The organism is Nonomuraea roseola (assembly GCF_039535395.1).
Classification (GTDB): Bacteria; Actinomycetota; Actinomycetes; order Streptosporangiales; family Streptosporangiaceae; genus Nonomuraea; species Nonomuraea roseola.
Window position 1 is genome coordinate 794003 of the sequence record NZ_BAAAXC010000012.1, and the last position, 16472, is coordinate 810474.

The 16472-nt window shown below is 70.4% G+C and carries 13 protein-coding genes, 3 tRNA genes and 1 pseudogene; 10 read left to right on the forward strand and 7 right to left on the reverse strand.

The genetic code is table 11. The annotated features are described in order from the left end of the window. Window positions 1–7: 7 nt before the first annotated feature. Window positions 8–1951, forward strand: coding sequence for an NPCBM/NEW2 domain-containing protein (locus ABFX55_RS15815; protein ID WP_346121697.1), 1944 nt, complete (start codon window positions 8–10; stop codon window positions 1949–1951). Window positions 1952–1964: 13 nt separating this feature from the next. Further along, complete coding sequence (locus tag ABFX55_RS15820; RefSeq protein WP_346121699.1) at window positions 1965–3575, forward strand: beta-N-acetylhexosaminidase; 1611 nt, start codon at window positions 1965–1967, stop codon at window positions 3573–3575. Window positions 3576–3679: 104 nt separating this feature from the next. Here ABFX55_RS15820 and ABFX55_RS15825 read toward each other — a convergent pair. Both ABFX55_RS15825 and ABFX55_RS15830 read right to left on the reverse strand, forming a co-directional pair. Next, window positions 3680–3754 (reverse strand) — tRNA-Val (locus ABFX55_RS15825). Between the two features lie 15 nt (window positions 3755–3769). Then, a tRNA-Gly gene (locus ABFX55_RS15830) sits at window positions 3770–3841 on the reverse strand. A gap of 131 nt (window positions 3842–3972) precedes the next feature. Here ABFX55_RS15830 and ABFX55_RS15835 point away from each other — a divergent pair. Then, window positions 3973–4671 (forward strand): DsbA family oxidoreductase, encoded by a 699-nt coding sequence (locus tag ABFX55_RS15835; protein ID WP_346121701.1) that lies wholly within the window; start codon window positions 3973–3975, stop codon window positions 4669–4671. Between the two features lie 76 nt (window positions 4672–4747). Here the strand turns inward: ABFX55_RS15835 and ABFX55_RS15840 are convergent, their stop codons facing one another. Beyond that, complete coding sequence (locus ABFX55_RS15840) at window positions 4748–5317, reverse strand: CGNR zinc finger domain-containing protein (protein ID WP_346121702.1); 570 nt, start codon at window positions 5315–5317, stop codon at window positions 4748–4750. A gap of 73 nt (window positions 5318–5390) precedes the next feature. Between ABFX55_RS15840 and ABFX55_RS15845 the strand changes: the two genes are divergently transcribed. Together ABFX55_RS15845 and hutH are read left to right on the forward strand one after the other, a co-directional pair. Further along, window positions 5391–6149 carry a class I SAM-dependent methyltransferase gene (locus ABFX55_RS15845; protein WP_346121704.1) on the forward strand — a complete coding sequence of 253 codons (759 nt, stop codon included), beginning with the start codon at window positions 5391–5393 and terminating at the stop codon, window positions 6147–6149. A 162-nt stretch (window positions 6150–6311) separates the two neighbouring features. Then, window positions 6312–7863, forward strand: a pseudogene (gene hutH / locus ABFX55_RS15850) (histidine ammonia-lyase). 51 nt (window positions 7864–7914) lie between these two features. Here hutH and ABFX55_RS15855 read toward each other — a convergent pair. Then, window positions 7915–9117, reverse strand: a complete 1203-nt coding sequence (locus ABFX55_RS15855; RefSeq protein ID WP_346121706.1) for an NAD(P)-binding domain-containing protein — start codon at window positions 9115–9117, stop codon at window positions 7915–7917. 21 nt (window positions 9118–9138) lie between these two features. On the opposite strand from ABFX55_RS15855, the gene ABFX55_RS15860 reads away from it, so the two are divergent. Genes ABFX55_RS15860 through ABFX55_RS15870 form a run of 3 tightly spaced genes read left to right on the forward strand, consistent with a single transcriptional unit; the run spans window position 9139 to window position 11838 of the window. After that, window positions 9139–10008: a LysR family transcriptional regulator gene (locus tag ABFX55_RS15860; protein WP_346121708.1), complete on the forward strand. Its 870-nt coding sequence runs from the start codon at window positions 9139–9141 to the stop codon at window positions 10006–10008. Window positions 10009–10012: 4 nt separating this feature from the next. Beyond that, window positions 10013–11008: a chorismate-binding protein gene (locus ABFX55_RS15865; protein WP_346121710.1), complete on the forward strand. Its 996-nt coding sequence runs from the start codon at window positions 10013–10015 to the stop codon at window positions 11006–11008. Beyond that, window positions 11005–11838, forward strand: coding sequence for an aminotransferase class IV (locus ABFX55_RS15870; RefSeq protein WP_346121712.1), 834 nt, complete (start codon window positions 11005–11007; stop codon window positions 11836–11838). The genes ABFX55_RS15865 and ABFX55_RS15870 overlap by 4 nt, the downstream gene beginning before the upstream one ends. A 183-nt stretch (window positions 11839–12021) precedes the next feature. Here ABFX55_RS15870 and ABFX55_RS15875 read toward each other — a convergent pair whose 3' ends face one another. Further along, window positions 12022–13443, reverse strand: coding sequence for an LVIVD repeat-containing protein (locus tag ABFX55_RS15875; protein ID WP_346121714.1), 1422 nt, complete (start codon window positions 13441–13443; stop codon window positions 12022–12024). 146 nt (window positions 13444–13589) lie between these two features. On the opposite strand from ABFX55_RS15875, the gene ABFX55_RS15880 reads away from it, so the two are divergent. Next, on the forward strand, window positions 13590–14117 hold the full coding sequence (locus ABFX55_RS15880) for a DUF305 domain-containing protein (RefSeq protein WP_346121716.1): 528 nt from the start codon (window positions 13590–13592) through the stop codon (window positions 14115–14117). 87 nt (window positions 14118–14204) lie between these two features. Here the strand turns inward: ABFX55_RS15880 and ABFX55_RS15885 are convergent, their stop codons facing one another. Continuing rightward, window positions 14205–14621: an SsgA family sporulation/cell division regulator gene (locus ABFX55_RS15885; protein WP_183659751.1), complete on the reverse strand. Its 417-nt coding sequence runs from the start codon at window positions 14619–14621 to the stop codon at window positions 14205–14207. A 469-nt stretch (window positions 14622–15090) separates the two neighbouring features. Here ABFX55_RS15885 and ABFX55_RS15890 point away from each other — a divergent pair. Continuing rightward, window positions 15091–15162 (forward strand) — tRNA-Val (locus tag ABFX55_RS15890). Window positions 15163–15256: 94 nt separating this feature from the next. Here the strand turns inward: ABFX55_RS15890 and ABFX55_RS15895 are convergent. Then, window positions 15257–16471 carry a site-specific integrase gene (locus ABFX55_RS15895; protein WP_346121718.1) on the reverse strand — a complete coding sequence of 405 codons (1215 nt, stop codon included), beginning with the start codon at window positions 16469–16471 and terminating at the stop codon, window positions 15257–15259. Window position 16472 lies beyond the last annotated feature (1 nt).

The window sequence follows — 16472 nt, forward strand, 5'->3', positions numbered from 1 at the left end:
AAGTCTCATGCGCACATCCGCGGCCGCCCTCGCGGCGGCTCTCCTCGGCGTGCTCGCCTTACCGCTGTCGGGCGCGCAGGCCCGTACGGCCGCGCCACCCGCGGTCGAGGCCCCTCCGATGGGCTGGAACAGCCGCACGCTGGGCTGCTCGGTCTCCGAGACCTCGGTACGGCAGGCGGCCGACGCCATGGCCGCGCTCAGCCAGGCAGGCTACCGCTACGTGATCATCGACGACTGCTGGCTCGCCCCGCAGCGCGCCTCGGGAGCGCTGGCCGCCCATCCCACGCGCTTTCCCTCCGGCATCAAGGCCCTGGCCGACCACCTGCACGGCAGAGGACTCAAGCTCGGGCTCGCCCTGTCGGCCGGCACCAAGGCGTGCGCGGGAGGCGGCCCCGGCTCCTACGGCAACGAGGCGGCGGACGGCGCGCTGCTCGCCGCCTGGGGCGTCGACTACCTGAAGTACGACTGGTGCAACATCCCCACGGCCGACTTCCCCGGCAGGACCTCCCGCGACATCGCCGAGACGCTCTACCCGCTGATGCGGCAGGCGGTCGGCGACTCGATGGCCTTCGCCATGAACAACGAGGACGGCAACAGCGTCCCGTGGCTCTGGGGCGCTCAGCTGGCCACCACCTGGCGCACCAACGTCGTCAACCGGCCGATCTCCGACAGCTACTCCACGATGCTCGGCATCTGGGAGACCAACTCCCTGCGCGCGGACCACGCCCGTGCGGGCAGCTGGGCCGACCCCGACCTCATCCAGGCCGGGCGCGGCGGCATGACGGAGGCGGAGTACCGCAGCCAGTTCACGCTCTGGGCCGTCGGCGCCGCCCCGCTGATCCTCCAGGCCGACCCTGGCAGGGCCCCGGCCTCGATCGTGGCCAACCCCAAGGTGATCGCCGTCGACCAGGACAGGCTCGGCGCGATGGGCCGCCTCGTGCAGAGCGACGGCTGGTACCACGTCATCTCCAAGCCGCTGGAGAACGGCGACCGCGCGATCGTGCTGTTCAACGAGAGCGACAGGCAGGCGACGATCTCCGTGAAGGGCGGCAGGCTGAAGCTGCCTGCCGCTCCCCGCTACCGGGTCGAGGACCTGTGGACAGGGGCCGTCTCCTCGACCACGGGTGACCTGGCCGCCTCGGTGCCGGCGCACGGCTCGGTCATGTACAGGGTCGGCCCCGGCGGGCGGAAGGACCCGTCGCTGGCGCTGTTCGAGCTGGACCCCGCGGCGGTCCTGGGCGACGACAGGCCCTCCGTCTTCGAGCCGGGCCTGGAACGGGAGGTCGTCGCCAGGGTCGTCGACGTGGGCCGCACGGGACGGCTCGGCGAGGCCAGGGTGACGCTCGCCGTACCGGAAGGGTGGCAGGCCAGGAGGACGGGCGAGGCGAGCTGGGCCGTCACCGCTCCCGCGGGAGCGCAGCAGGCGGAGCACACGCTCACCGCGACCGCCGCCCTCGCCACGCGCACCCTCGAGGCCACGTCCGTCGCCAGGGTCGCACACGCGCCAGGCCCGGGCAGAAGCTACCTGAGCGACCTGCCGTGGCTGAGGTCCACGAGCCACTGGGGACCGGTCGAGCGGGACCAGAGCGTCGGCGGCCAGGGACAGGGCGACGGCGCGCCGCTCACCATCGAGGGCGTCGTCCACGCCAAGGGGCTCGGCACGCACGCGCGCGCCGACATCGAGTTCTACACGGCGGGGCGCTGCACCACCGTCGAGTTCCAGGCCGGGATCGACGACAGCGCAGGGGCGGCGGGCTCGGTCGACTTCGAGGTCTGGGCGGACGGCGGGCGCGTCGCCCACTCCGGCGTGCTCACCGGAGCCCAGCCCGCCAAGAAGGTCACCGCCTCGGTCGAGGGCGCCACGTTCGTACGGCTGGTCGCGGCCAACGGCGGAGACAACGTCTTCTCCGACCACGCCGACTTCGCCGACGCCACCATCACCTGCACCTAGGAGGTCGCAATCGATGATCATTCCCAAGCCTGTCCTGTACGAGACCAGGCCGGGGCGGTTCGTCCTCGGCAAGCAGACCGCGCTCATCGCCGATCCCGCGCTGAGCGAGGTGGCCGCGTGGCTGCGCGGCGAACTCGGCGCCGTCACCGGCGGCGAGTTGCTCCCGGGAGGGCAGGGCCAGGGAGCGATCACGCTCGGACTCGGCGACCTGGAGCCGGAGGCCTACCGGCTCACGGTCGAGGCCGAGGGCGTGCGGATCGTGGCGGGCGGTCCCGCGGGGGCCTTCTACGGGGCCCAGACGCTGCGGCAGCTGCTGCCGTCCGAGGCCTTCAGGAAGGCGGGCATCGGCGGGACACTGGCGCTGCCCGCCGTGCACGTGGAGGACGAGCCGCGCTTCGGCTATCGCGGCTGCCTCCTCGACGTCGCCCGCCATTTCATGACAAAAGCGGATGTGCTGCGGTTCATCGACCTCATGGCGATGCACAAGCTCAACGTCCTGCACCTGCACCTGACAGACGACCAGGGATGGCGGCTGGAGATCAGGCGCTATCCCAGGCTCACCGAGGTGGGCGCCTGGCGCAGGGAGAGCCAGACCGGCTGGAACGGCGCCATGGACGGCCGCCCGCACGGCGGCTACTACACGCAGGACGACATCCGCGAGATCGTCGCCTACGCGGCGCGCCGACACGTCATGGTCGTGCCCGAGATCGACCTGCCGGGCCACACCCAGGCCGCGATCGCCGCCTACCCCGAGCTCGGCAACCTCGGCGAGCCGCTCGAGGTGCGCACCACCTGGGGCGTCGGCGTCAACGTGCTGAACGTCGAGGACGCGACGATCACCTTCTTCGAGAACGTCTTCGAGGAGGTGCTCGACCTGTTCCCCAGCCGCTTCATCTGCGTGGGCGGCGACGAGTGCAGAAAGGACCAGTGGCGCGAGAGTCCCTCCGCCCAGGCCAGGATGCGCGAGCTCGGGCTGCGCGACGAGGACGCGCTCCAGAGCTGGTTCATCCACCGGTTCGACGAGTTCCTCACCGCGCGCGGCCGGAGGCTCGTCGGGTGGGACGAGATCCTGGAGGGCGGGCTGGCCCCCGGAGCCGTCGTGGCCTCCTGGCGCGGCGACCTGGGCGCCGTGGCGGCGGCCCGCGCGGGACACGACGTGATCACCTGTCCGAGCACGTCCGTCTACCTCGACTACCGGCAGGCCCCCGGCGAGGAGGAGCCCGTCCCTTTCGGCACCGTACTGGGGCTCGAGGACGTCTACGCCTTCGAGCCGCTGCCCAAGGAGCTGCGTGACGACCCTGCGGGCGCGCACGTCGTCGGGTCGCAGTGCGCCGTGTGGACCGAGTTGATCGACTCCAACCGGCGTGTGGACTACATGGCCTTCCCCCGCCTGTCGGCCTTCGCCGAGACCGTCTGGAGCACGCCGGAGCGGGACCTCGGTGACTTCAGGGACCGGCTGGCCGCGCACCTGCCACGCCTGGCGGCCGTCGGCGTGGAGTACCGCCACGAGGACGGCCCGCTGCCCTGGCAGAGCAGGCCGGGCATCCCCGGCAGGCCGGAGGACCCGGAGGAGTGGCAGGCCAAGATCGACGCCTGGACGAGCAACCTGAGACCAGCACCCTGACGGCTCCGGTGTCTTCCCTGGCCGCCGACGGGACTGGAGCGCCTCCGGGTGCCTCAAGGCCCAGGAAACAGCGAACCCCCAGGTCGAGCGACCTGGGGGAACGGTGGTGGACGATACTGGGATTGAACCAGTGACCTCTTCCGTGTCAGGGAAGCGCTCTCCCGCTGAGCTAATCGTCCTCGGGTGGATCTCAGAGCGGAAGACGGGATTCGAACCCGCGACCCTCACCTTGGCAAGGTGATGCTCTACCACTGAGCCACTTCCGCGTTGCCGCGTGTTCGCGGCGACGTAGAGAACTGTAGCGAATCCTGGCCGAGTCCCCAAACCGTTGGAGGTAAGCCCCTTACCCGAAGGTGCGTACTTACCTGAAGTTAGCTCAGTGCCTAGGGTAAGCCGTATGAGCACACTCATTGTGGACATCTGGTCCGACATCGTCTGCCCCTGGTGCTACCTGGGGAAGCGCAGGTTCGAGAGCGCGCTGGACGGGTTCGCACGGCGTGACGCCGTACAGGTGCGCTGGCGCAGCTTCGAGCTCGACCCGCAGGGGAGCAGGCGGGCGGACCTCACCCTCCCCGAGCGGCACCGACGCGACGTGGGAGGAACGCCCGAGCAGGCCAGGCAGCGCATCGGCGCGCTGAGCGACCTGGCCGCGCAGTCCGGCCTCACCTACCGGCTCGACCTGGCCAGGCCGGTCAACAGCTTCGACGCCCACCGGCTCATGCAGTACGCCGCCAGGGAGGGCGTGGGGGAGCCTGTGCGCGAGCGGCTGTTGCGGGCCTACACCGGCGAGGGCGCCGTGCTCTCCGACCACGAGACCCTGGTACGGCTCGGCGCCGAGGCCGGGCTGGACCCCGCCGCCACGCTGGCGATGCTGGAGAGCGCCGACTTCACCGAGTCGGTCAGGAAGGACGAGGCGCTGGGGCGGCGGCTCGGCGTCTCGGGGGTGCCGACGTTCGTCTTCGCCGAGAAGTACGCCGTCTCGGGGGCGCAGCCGGTCGAGGTCTTCGCCGACCTGCTCGACCGGTCATGGCGCGAGATCGCCCCCGTCGAGCCCCTGGGCGGCGAAGGGGTCTGCACGGTCGACGGCTCCTGCTGACGTGGCGCCGCCCTGGGGTGGGGAAGGGTCTGCGCGGTCGGCGGCTCCTGCCGACGTAGCGCCGACCCGGCCCTCGTCAGGCGGTTCTGGTGCGGGCGCGGAAGGCGGCCGTCTTGACCCGGTTCTGGCAGGGGGTGGAGCAGAAGCGGCGGGTGCCGTTGCGGGAGACGTCCACGTAGACGCGGTCGCAGTGCGGCGCCGTGCACACCCCGAGGCGATCGTGGAACTCGCTGCCCAGCACGATCGCCAGCCCCGTCGCGCAGCTGGCGGCCCAGTCTCCCGCCATCGTGCCGCCGGGGCCGTGGAAGTGCAGGTGCCATGGCTCCCCGTCGTGACGGTCGAGGCGCGGCCTGGCGCGGCTCTCGTCGAGCAGGCGGTTGATCTGCCCTGCCGCCGTGTCGACGTCGCCCGAGGAGACCGCCTCGAACACCACGCGCAGCCGCTCGGCGACCTCGGCCAGCTCGCCCGCGTCGCCCTCGCCGACCTCGCGGTGGTTCGGGTAGCCGTTGCGCAGCCCCTCGGTGGCGGCGGCGGGCAGGTCGGCGGGCACGGGGAAGGGGCGCCCTCGCCGCTCACCGGGCGTGAGCGCGTTGACCAAGCCGACGGCCACCAGAACCACTCCGTCGTTGTGACTGTTGAAATCCACTTGACCGGTCACACCCTCACGTTCTACGTTGTGACTGTCGAAAGTATAGACGACGGTCACAAGGAGGCTTTCTGTGCTCACCAACGATGCCGCACTCGAGTGGATCGCGCGCTGGGACCGCCAGCAGGAGGGCTACCTGCCCGACCGCGAGGAGCGCTTCACCGCGTTGATCGACGCCGTCGAGGCCTCGGGACGTCCCGACCCGCTCGTGGTCGACCTGGGCTGCGGGCCGGGGTCGCTGTCCGCCAGGCTGCTGGAGAGGCTGCCGAAGGCCACCGTGATCGCCGTCGACGCCGACCCGCTCCTGCTCGGCCTCGGGCGCGCCGCCTATCCGCACCTGACCTTCTTCTCGCGTGACCTCCGCACGCCTGGCTGGAGCGAGGGGCTGGGCCTGGACCGCCCCGTGGACGCGGCGGTGAGCACGACCGCACTGCACTGGATCTCCAGCCCGGAGCTGACCGCCATGTACGCCGAGGTCGCCTCGATCCTTCGCCCGGGCGGGCTGCTGCTGAACGGCGACCACTTCGAGTCCGACGACGCCACGCCGTCCATCGCTGGGCTGGAGCGGGCCGTCCACGACAAGCAGACCGCGCGCGCCTTCGCCGACGGGCTGCCGGAGGGCTGGCGGGACTGGTGGGACGCGGTCGCCGCCGACCCCGACCTGGCCGAGTTCAACACCGCGCGCACCACCGCAGGGGCGGGACACAACGGCGCGGAGTCCCACCTGCTGTCCATGCATGCGCAGGCGCTGACGGCGGCGGGGTTCGCCGAGGTCGGCACGCTGTGGCAGCGCGGCAACAACCGCCTGCTGTGCGCGGTCGCGAACTCCTGACCCAAGGCTGTGGGGGCGCCGTTTCCTGTGGGGCGGCGCCCCCACGGCAGGGCGGCTCCGGGTGAATCCTGCCTGACGGGGGCAGGGGAGCGGGACGACGGTGTTTGTCCTGTAAGGAGCTAACATCACATACGCCGGTTACCTGAGCGAGAGAGTGGCAACATGCGCGACAACGAGGTCGTGAACGTAGGACCCGAGCCGTTGAGCTTCGGCGACGTCATCAGGGTGGCCCGACACGGCGCGCCCGTCCACCTGACCGACGACGCCATGGCGGCGATCTCCGCCGCGCGCCAGCGGATCGACGAGCTGGCCGAGAGCCCGATCCCCGCCTACGGCGTCTCGACCGGGTTCGGCGCGCTGGCCACCAGGCACATCGACCCCGCCCTGCGCGCCCAGCTCCAGCGCTCGCTGGTGCGCTCGCACGCGGCGGGCAGCGGGCCCGAGGTGGAGACGGAGGTGGTGCGCGCGCTCATGCTGCTGCGCCTGCACACCCTGGCCACCGGGCACACCGGCATCCGCCCGACGACGGCCAAGGCCATGGCCGGGCTGCTGAACGCGCACATCACCCCTGTCGTCCACGAGTACGGCAGCCTGGGCTGCTCTGGAGACCTCGCCCCGCTCGCGCACGTCGCCCTGACGCTGATGGGCGAAGGCGTCGTGCGGGATGGGTCGGGGAACGTCGGGCCGTCGGCCGAGGCGCTCAAGCAGGCGGGGCTCGAGCCCGTCGAGCTGGCCGCGAAGGAGGGCCTGGCCCTCATCAACGGCACGGACGGCATGCTCGGCATGCTCATCCTCGCCATCGACGACCTGACCAGGCTGCTCAAGACCGCCGACATCAGCGCGGCGATGAGCGTGGAGGCGCTGCTCGGCACCGACCGCGTCTTCGCCCCCGAACTGCAGGCCCTGCGCCCCCAGCCGGGCCAGGCGCTGGCCGCCGCGAACATGGTCAGGATCCTTCAGGACTCCGGCATCATGGAGAGCCACCGCGACCCCAACGCCTGCACGCGCGTCCAGGACGCCTACTCCCTGCGCTGCGCGCCCCCAGGTGGCGGGTGCCGCCCGTGACACCGTCGCCCACGCGGCCAACGTCGCGGCCTGGGAGCTGGCCTCCGCCGTCGACAACCCGGCCGTGCTGGCCGACGGACGCGTCGAGTCCAACGGCAACTTCCACGGCGCCCCCGTCGCCTACGTCCTCGACTTCCTCGCCATCGTCGCCGCCGACGTGGCCTCGATGTCCGAGCGCAGGACCGACCGCTTCCTGGACGTGGCGCGCAACCACGGCCTGCCCGCCTTCCTCGCCGACGACCCTGGCGTCGACTCGGGACACATGATCGCCCAGTACACCCAGGCGGCCGTCGTCTCGGAGATGAAGCGCCTGGCGGCCCCCGCGAGCGTCGACTCGATCCCGAGCTCGGCCATGCAGGAGGACCACGTCTCCATGGGCTGGTCGGCCGCGCGCAAGCTGCGCCGCTCGGTGGACGGCCTGACCAGGGTGCTGGCGATCGAGGTGCTCACCGCCGCCCGCGCCATCGACCTGCGAGCCCCGCTGCGCCCCGCCCCCGCGACGGGCGCGGTGGTCGGCGCGCTGAGGGAGAGCGTGGCCGGCCCCGGCCCCGACCGCTTCCTCGCCCCCGAGATCGAGTCGGTGGTCCGCCTGGTCGCCGACGGCAGCGTGGTCTCCACCGTCGAGTCGGTGACAGGCCCGCTCGCCTGAGCAGGCGCAGGAGCAGGGGCGGGCCGCGCCACGCGGCCCGCCACCGCCCTGTCACGGCAGGGCGACGATCAGGTCCACCTCCAGCAGCAGCCCCGGCATGAACAGCTTCGACACCTCCACGGTCGTGCTGGCCGGCGGGGTGCCTGTGAGGTACTTCCTGCGCACCGCGCCGTACTCCATACGCATGTCCAGGTCCGTCATGTAGGTCCTGATGAAGGCGATGTCGGAGAAGTCCGCGCCCTGGTCGGCCAGGATCTTGCCGATGTTCTGGAAGATCACTTCGGCCTGCGTGGTCATGTCGCCCTCGCCGACCAGCTGTCCCCGCTCGTCGAAGGCGGCCTGTCCGGAGACGTAGAGCATGTCTCCGACCCGGACGGCGTGCGAGTACATCCCGTTGGTGGCAGGCACGCTGCCGGGGTTGACGCGCACCGCCCTGCCGCCCGCGTCACCCGAGGAGGGCGCGGCGCTGACGAAGGTGGCGATCGAGGTCACGTCGCGGTCGGCGTAACCCGCGGCCTCGGCCGCGGCCAGACGGGCGCCGGCCGCGCGGGCCATCGTCGTCCCCTCCCAGGCCCCCAGCCGCACGTCCTTCGCCGCCAGCCCCAGCGCGTACCGGGTCTCCTGCGCCGGCGCCGCCACCCGTGCGGCCAGGGCCCCGAGGGGCGTCTCCTCCAGCACCTCCGCCAGCGCCTGCCTGTCGACGCCGTGCGCCTCGCCGTACGCGAAGGTCTCGGCCAGCAGCACCTGTGCGGGCACCAGCGCGCCCATCACCGCCACCTTCATCGCCGCGCCCGCCCCGAGCGGCCCGAGCTCGCGCACCGTCCCGAAGACCGACAGAACGGAGCGGCACGCCGAGAGGTCGCCGCCCGCCAGCACCGTCAGCGTGCCGTCGGCGGCGGGGCCGACGCTGCCCAGCACCGGCGCGTCCACGAGGTTCACCGAGGACGGCAGCAGCTCCCGCAACGACAGGACGGCCTCGGGCCCGATCGTGGACATCTCCACCACCGTCGCCCCCTCACGCAGCCCCGGCAGCGCCTGCGTCAGCACCTCCTCGACCGCGGGTCCGTCACGGAGCATGGTGATGACGACGTCGGCGTCCTCCACTGCCGCGCTGACGGCGCCGAGGCCGCGCCGCCACACCTTCACCTGGTGCCCGGCCTCCACGAGTCGCCGGGCCATGGGGACGCCCATGCGTCCTTGTCCGAGAAATGCAATCACGTTCTGATTCAACCCGGATGCGAGGCATTCCACCACCGACTAGATTGCATGACAGCCATGCTTGATACGAATGACTTGCGACTGTTCCACGAGGTCGCCCGCGAAGGATCCTTCACCGGCGCCGCCGAGCTGCTCGGCTACACGCAGTCGGCGGTGTCCAGGCGCATCGCCGCGCTGGAGAGACAGGCGGGAGGGCCGCTGTTCGTGCGTCTGGCCAGGGGGGTCAGGCTCACGCCGGCGGGCGCCGCCCTGCGCAGGCACGCGGAGGCCGTCCTCGACCGCCTCGGCAAGGCGGAGGAGGAACTGGCCGCCATCCACAGGGGCGGCGGGGGGACGCTGCGGATCGGCGCGTTCGCGACCGCGAACGTGTGGCTGGTTCCCCAGGCGCTGAAGATGTTCAGGGCGCGGTGGCCCGAGGTCGAGCTCCGTCTGGTCGAGGGGCTGAGCGGACGCCTGCTCGACCGGCTCGAGGCGGGAGCCCTCGACGTGGCCGTGGTCAGCGACTACCCGGCGGGCCTTCCCACCGAGGCGGAGACGGTGCGGTTGCTGGAGGAGCGGCTGCTGGTGGCGCTCCCGCTTGGGCACAGGCTCGCCGACCGCGAGGTGATCGACCTGCGCGACCTGGCGGAGGAGACCTGGATCGAGGCGGCGCCGCCGGGTCAGACGACGATCCTGCAGGCGGCCTGCGCCAGGGCCGGGTTCACGCCGCGCGGCGGGCTGCGCGTGGCCGAGTGGACCGGGAAGTTCGGCTACGTCGCCGCGGGCCTCGGTGTGACGCTCGTTCCCGAGCTCGCCGCCCGCGCCGTCCCCGACGACCTGGTGCTGCGACCGATCTCCGAGGAGGGGCCGCGCAGGAAGGTCTACGCGGCGCTGCCCGAGGTGCCGCTGCCTTCGGCGCTCGCGTTCGTCGAACTCCTGGGACAATAGGGGCGTGCACGACAGTTTCGCCCATGTCGGTGGGCTCCTGGCCACCAGGCTCCGTGATCTCACCACCGATCTGGCCGCGCTCGACAGCGCGGGCTGGTGGGCCGTCGTGGTCGACTACGAGGGCAAGGTGACGTGCGCTCGCTTCGACGACGTACGGCCCGCGCCGCTGCCCCAGGCGGGGCCGTGGACCGGGCCCGGCGCATGGCACAGCTCGCTCGACCAGGCCGCCTACGAACGAGGCGTGCAGCGCATCCGCGACTACATCGAGCAGGGCGAGGTCTACCAGGCCAACCTCTGCCGCGTGCTGTCCGCACCGCTGCCGGCCTCGGCCGACCCGCTGGCCCTGGCGCACCGGCTCAGGCACGGCAACCCCGCCGCCTACGCCGCCGTGATCGACGTGCCGGGCACGAGCGTGGTGTCGGCCTCGCCCGAGCTCTACCTGTCACGCGACGGCGACGTGGTGGAGTCCAGGCCGATCAAGGGCACCGGCGTCACCGCCGACGACCTGCTCGACAAGGACTACGCCGAGAACGTCATGATCGTCGACCTGGTCCGCAACGACCTGGGCAGGGTCGCCGAGGTCGGCTCGGTCACCGTCCCCGCGCTCTACCACGTGGAGGACTACCCTGGCTCGGTGCACCTGGTCTCGACCGTCAGGGCCAGGCTGGCCGAGGGGATGGGATGGCCCGAGCTGTTCGCCGCCACCTTCCCCCCGGGCTCGGTCACCGGCGCACCGAAATCTTCGGCCCTGCGCATCATCAATGAGCTCGAACCCGAGCCGCGCGGGCCGTACTGTGGGGCCGTGGGCTGGGTCGACGCCGACCGGCGCACGGCGGCGCTGGCCGTCGGGATCCGCACCTTCTGGATCACCGCGGGGGAGATCCGCTTCGGCACAGGAGCGGGCATCACCTGGGGCAGCGACCCTCGCCGCGAGTGGCGCGAGACCGAGCTGAAGGCGTCGCGGCTCATCACTTTGGCATCCTCAGGAGGAAATCGATGAACGTTCCCGTCTGGGTCAACGGGGAGCTGCTGGATCCGGCGCAGGCCACCGTCTCGGTGTTCGACCACGGGCTGATGGTCGGCGACGGCGTGTTCGAGACCGTCAAGTGCGTCGGCGGCGAGTCGTTCGCGCTCACCAGGCACCTCGACAGGCTCAAGCTGTCGGCCCAGCGCATGGACCTGCCCGAGCCCGACGTCGACGCCATCGCCGACGGCGTGCGCCGCTGCCTGGCCGAGGCGCCCGCCTGGCCGCTCGGCCGCATCCGCATCACCTACACCAGCGGACCGGGCCCGCTCGGCTCCGACCGCGGCGACCAGGGCACCACCGCGATCGTCATCGTCGGCGAGCAGGCCGCCTTCCCGCTCACCGCGGACGTCACCGTGGTCCCGTGGCCGCGCAACGAGCGCGGCGCGCTGGCGGGGGTCAAGTCGACGTCGTACGGCGACAACGCCAAGGCGCTGGCCTTCGCCAAGGCCCGCGGCGGCGGCGAGGCCATCTTCGAGAACCTGGCAGGCAACCTCTGCGAGGGCACGGGGTCGAACATCTTCCTGGTGCAGGGCGGCAGGCTGATCACCCCGACCCTGGAGTCGGGCTGCCTGGCGGGCGTCACGCGCGCGCTGACGCTGGAGTGGTGCGGCGGCGAGGAGGTCGACGTGCCGATCTCGGCGCTCTACGAGGCCGACGAGGCCTTCCTCACCTCCACGACCAGGGACGTCCAGCCGATCCGCCTGGTCGACGGCACCGTGCTGCCGTCCGCTCCCGGCCCCGTCACGGCCAAGGCCCAGGAGATCTTCGCGGCCCGCGCTGCCGCCGACTTCGACCCGCGCTAGAGATCCCGTAGGGGGTCGGGCGCCGGCGGGCTCCCACGGGCGATGTGACGGAGGCCCGCCCGCGCGCCCGAGTGGCGTCGAGCGGGCAGGCGGGTGTGGTGACCACGGGGGAGCTCAGGGGGGCCTGCCGTACGGGCGGGGCCTCCCGCGGCCCGGAGGCCGCGGTCACCACCGCCCCTGCGGTCAGTAGGCCTTCTGGGTCTGCACGTTGAAGTCGGCCATCCGCACCGACTTGGCCGGGTCGGTCAGCGGGTCGGTGATCTCGATGACGTCCAGGCCGCGCAGCATGTCGCTGGAGTAGATGTAGCCGTTGTAGTAGTACGCCGACCACGAGCCGGCGATCACCCCGTCCTGCGGCTCAGGACCGCGCTCGAAGAAGCCGATCTCCTTCGGCGCGTCGGAGTCGGTGAAGTCCCAGATCGACACCCCGCCCTGGTACCACGCCTGGACCATGATGTCCTTGCCCTTGACCGGGATCAGCGAGCCGTTGTGCGCGACGCAGTTCTCCGCGGGCGTCTGCTCGCGGGGCATCTTGAAGTACCCGCGCCGCTCCAGCTTGCCGTCCACGATGTCGTAGACGGCGTTGGCGCCCTTCGTCACGGGGGTCTTGGCGTCGCAGGTCGGCATCCCGCCGCCGCCGAGCTCGTCGCCGAAGACCACCTTCGTGGCGTCGTTGTTGAACGTCGCCGAGTGCCAGATCTGGAAGTTCTCCCTGTCCTTGATCTGCTGGAGCACCTTCGGCTGCACGGGGTCGGAGATGTCGAGCAGCACCCCGTCACCGAAGCAGGCGGCCGCGGCCAGGTTCTTCTCCGGGTAGGCGGTGATGTCGTGGCAGCCGGCCGCGAACGACTCTTCGCCCTGCCCCTCGGGGAAGATGTTGGGCGAGGCGACCACCTTGGCCTGCTTCGGGTCCTTCACCGGCACCTCGACGATCTGGATCAGCTCGTGCGGCGAGCGGCAGGTCGGAGAGTCGGAGTCGGGGCCCGCCGAGCCGGGCGAGGAGACGTAGATGTAGAGGGTGTCGGAGTTCTTGCCCGGCACCATCGTGTGCGTGTGCGAGCCGCATTCGGTCGCCACCGAGCTCACGTACTTCGGCGCGCTCTTGTCGCTGATGTCGAAGACACGGATGCCCTCCCACGGCCTGACGCCCTCGCCGGTCTCCATGCCGAGCGGCTTGGACTGGCAGGTCTCGTCCGAGCGCGGCTCGTCCACGGACAGGAACAGCAGGTTGCCGTAGACCGAGACGTCGTTCTGCTGCGACTCGCAGGCGACCGTGCTGACCGTCTTCGGCTTGGCCGGGTCGCTGATGTCGTAGACGGTGAAACCGCCGAAGTTGCCCACGAACGCGTAGTCGCCCTGGAAGGCCAGGTCGGAGTTCAGGTTCGAGTCGCCGTCGAGCGGCGCCTCACGCGGCATGTTCGCGACCAGCTTGACGTTGTCGCTGGTCATCACGTCACCGGGCGCGGCGGTGGCCGACGGGGAGGCCGAGGACGCCGGGGGCGAGGAGGCGGCCGCCTGCGGGGACTGCGAGGGCGGTGGAGACGACGCGCACGCCGACAACGCCAGCGCCAACGCCGCCACGCCACCCAGCCTGGAAAAGATCACATGCGCCCCCTTCGGAATTATGGCCCAGTATGGAAGCTATGTCAGCCAAGGTCCAAGCGGGCGCAGTTGTCGTCACGGTTATCGTGACGCTCGCGGGATGCTCGGCTCCGCCCGCCGGACCCTCACCCGTGGGCTCGGGTCCGCCGGTGATCGTTCCAGGCGCGCCGGGAGAGGCGGGCCGTACGGCCAGGCCAGGGGAGAGCCTACCGGCCAGGGACTGGACGGCCGTGGCGGCGGACGTCCGCTTCGCCGAGGGCATGATCCCCCACCACCGGCAGGCGCTGGAGATGGCGGGGCTGGTCGGCTCGCGCACCACCACCAAGGGCGTGCGCGACGTGGCGCGGCAGATCACGCTCACCCAGCAGCCGGAGATCACGCTGATGTCCGACTGGCTGAGCGGCCTCGGCAGAGAGGCGCCCGGCCATGACTCGCACGGCGCCGACGGCTACGGCATGGCCTCGCTGGAGGAGATGAACAGGCTGCGCGCGGCGCGCGGCCCCGCCTTCGACCGGCTCTTCCTGCAGCTGATGATCAGACATCACGAGGGCGCCAGGCGGATGGCGAGCGAGGAGCTGAAGGGTGGCCAGGACCAGAGGATGCGCCTGATGGCCAACGACGTCTACGCGGGCCAGGGCATCGAGATCGCCCGCATGAAGGAGATCCTGACCCCGTAGATCACGATGCCCATGCCGGGGGCGGCATGGGCATCGTGGAGCGCCTTGGGGGTGTGGGCTCTCCAGGCTTTCAGAGGGCGGAGGGGGTCAGGACGGCCAGAGCATGTTGGTCAGTTCGGCGTCCAGATCCATGAAATCGGTCTCCCGTCCTGCGGGCACGAGATCGTACGTGCGGTGCAGGAACTCGGTGAGAGGAGCCAGCGGGACTTCGAAGAGCGCCTGTCCGAACGGTGACGTCAGGCTGATGTGAAGCGTGCGCTCGCCGTCGGCGCGTGCGGGCCAAACCTGCACGTCGCCGTCGCCGACACGCCTCACGATGCCAACAGTCAGCAGTTCTCGGGCGAAGATCCACTCGACCGGTTCGTCGTTCCCTACGTGGAAGGCCATGCGTATGGCGTATGGGTCGTCGGCTGTGTAGCTCAGTCCGGCGAGCAGGGGGACGGTGGTACGGTCGGGGACCACAAGCCGAAGGCCAAGCTCGGCGGAGACGGTGGTGCTGTTCATCGTCAGCCAAACCTTTTCGTCGTACGGTCCCCTCTTCGGGGCTTTCACTGCTCTGACGGACTTCGTCCTGAGCTATGACGCGGAACGAAGAAACCTGTAGGAAAGATTCCGCCTCCAGGCCCTTCTGTAACGCAACTCACAGCTGGACATTTGGGCATCTACCTGGCTAAACATCATCAACTGGGCGATGTTTGCGAGGGTTTTGCGCGGTGCTGGCGTCGTCCCGGCGCGCCCCGCCGCGACCTTTCGGGCGATCAGGGCCTTCCGGAACAGCTCGATGGTATGCCAACGAGCCACCATGCTGACGGGCAACCGGCCCCATTGCCCCGAAACCCGCCCAGCGCCGCCCTCCACGTCGCCGCGGAGGGCGTCGTGGAGTGTCGTCGGACGTCACGGGGCTTCGCTTCGCGAGTGAGCCGGAAGTGCGGTATGGTTTTCCCCGTCGGCGCCGCAAGGAGCCGGACAGGGCGGGCGATTAGCTCAGGGGGAGAGCGCTTCGTTCACACCGAAGAGGTCACTGGTTCGATCCCAGTATCGCCCACAGGAAAAGTAGCAGGTGGCAAGGGGTTCCGGAGTTGATTCGGGACCCCTTTTCGCTGTCTGAAGGTCGATGGGGAGCCAAACGGGGAGCCACCTCACGCGGACTCCCGCTTCCTTCTCTTGCTCTTGCTCTCGCTCTTGCGCTCGCCGAACACGGCGTTCATGGTCTCGGCACCCTTGGTGATCACGGGCTTGAGCTGCTTGCGGTACACAGCTTCCGTGACTCGGGTCCCTGCGTGCCCCACAAGATCCGCAATGGTTTCCAGAGGCACGTCGTTCGCGCTCATGATCGAGACGAACGAATGACGTAGTTCACGAGGGGTCCAGTCTTCACCTACCTTTGCTTGCCGTGTGACCGCGCGGAACGATCGCCGCACGTTGGCAGCGTCCAGCGGCGTTCCGGCGCCGGTGCAGAAGACGAGACCGTGCTCCTGCCAGGCGTCGCCCGCCTTGAGGCGAACGGCTGCCTGGCGCTTGTGGTGCTGCCGGAGCGCCTCGGTGGCGAGCTTCGGGATCTCCAAGGTGCGTCGAGACTTCCGGGTCTTGGTGTCTCCGCCAACCCGTTCGGCCCGCCATACATAGATGGCGAACCGTTCGTGCTTGAACCCTGCCTCGGTGACGGGTCGCCATCCTTGGGCGGCCTCGTCCCAAGCGACTATGTGATCCCATCGCAGCGCACGAGCTTCCTCGGTGCGGATGCCCGTGGTCAGGCTGAGCACCACGTAGGCGTGTAGGGGCGACGTCTCCGCCGCTTCCAGGACTGCGGTGGCCTGTTCCTGCGTCAGAGCCTTACTGGGCCTTCCCTCCTTCCCTTTGGGCGTCTGGACGAGTTCGGCGACGTTCCTCATCACCAGGTCGCGAGCTTGGGCCTGCCGGGTGGCTCGCTTCAGGATCGCGTGGACGTCTCCTAAGGTTCTGGTGGACAGGTGGCCGGCCAGACCGTCCAGCCATGCGTCCACCTGATCGGCGCTGAGCCGCTTGAGCTTCTCCTTGCCGATCAGCGGGAAGACATGCTTGCGACCAAGAATGGTCAGCTTGCTGATCGTGCCCTCCGAGCATCCCTTGAGCCCTTTGGCCAACCAGTCCTCGACGGCTTCGCGGACGGTGTAGGTGTCGGAGCTCTTGACACCGGCTTCCAGCTCTTTGGCGGCTTCGATCAGCTTGGTTTTCACCTCTGCTTTGGTTCGGCCCTTGCGCTTGAGTCGCTGGCGCTTGCCGTCCGGACCGAAGCCGAGAGAGATCGCACCGGTGTAGCCGTTTCCCTCGGGGTAGATGGTCGCTTCGTACGTGCCGATCAGGATCTTCGCCAAG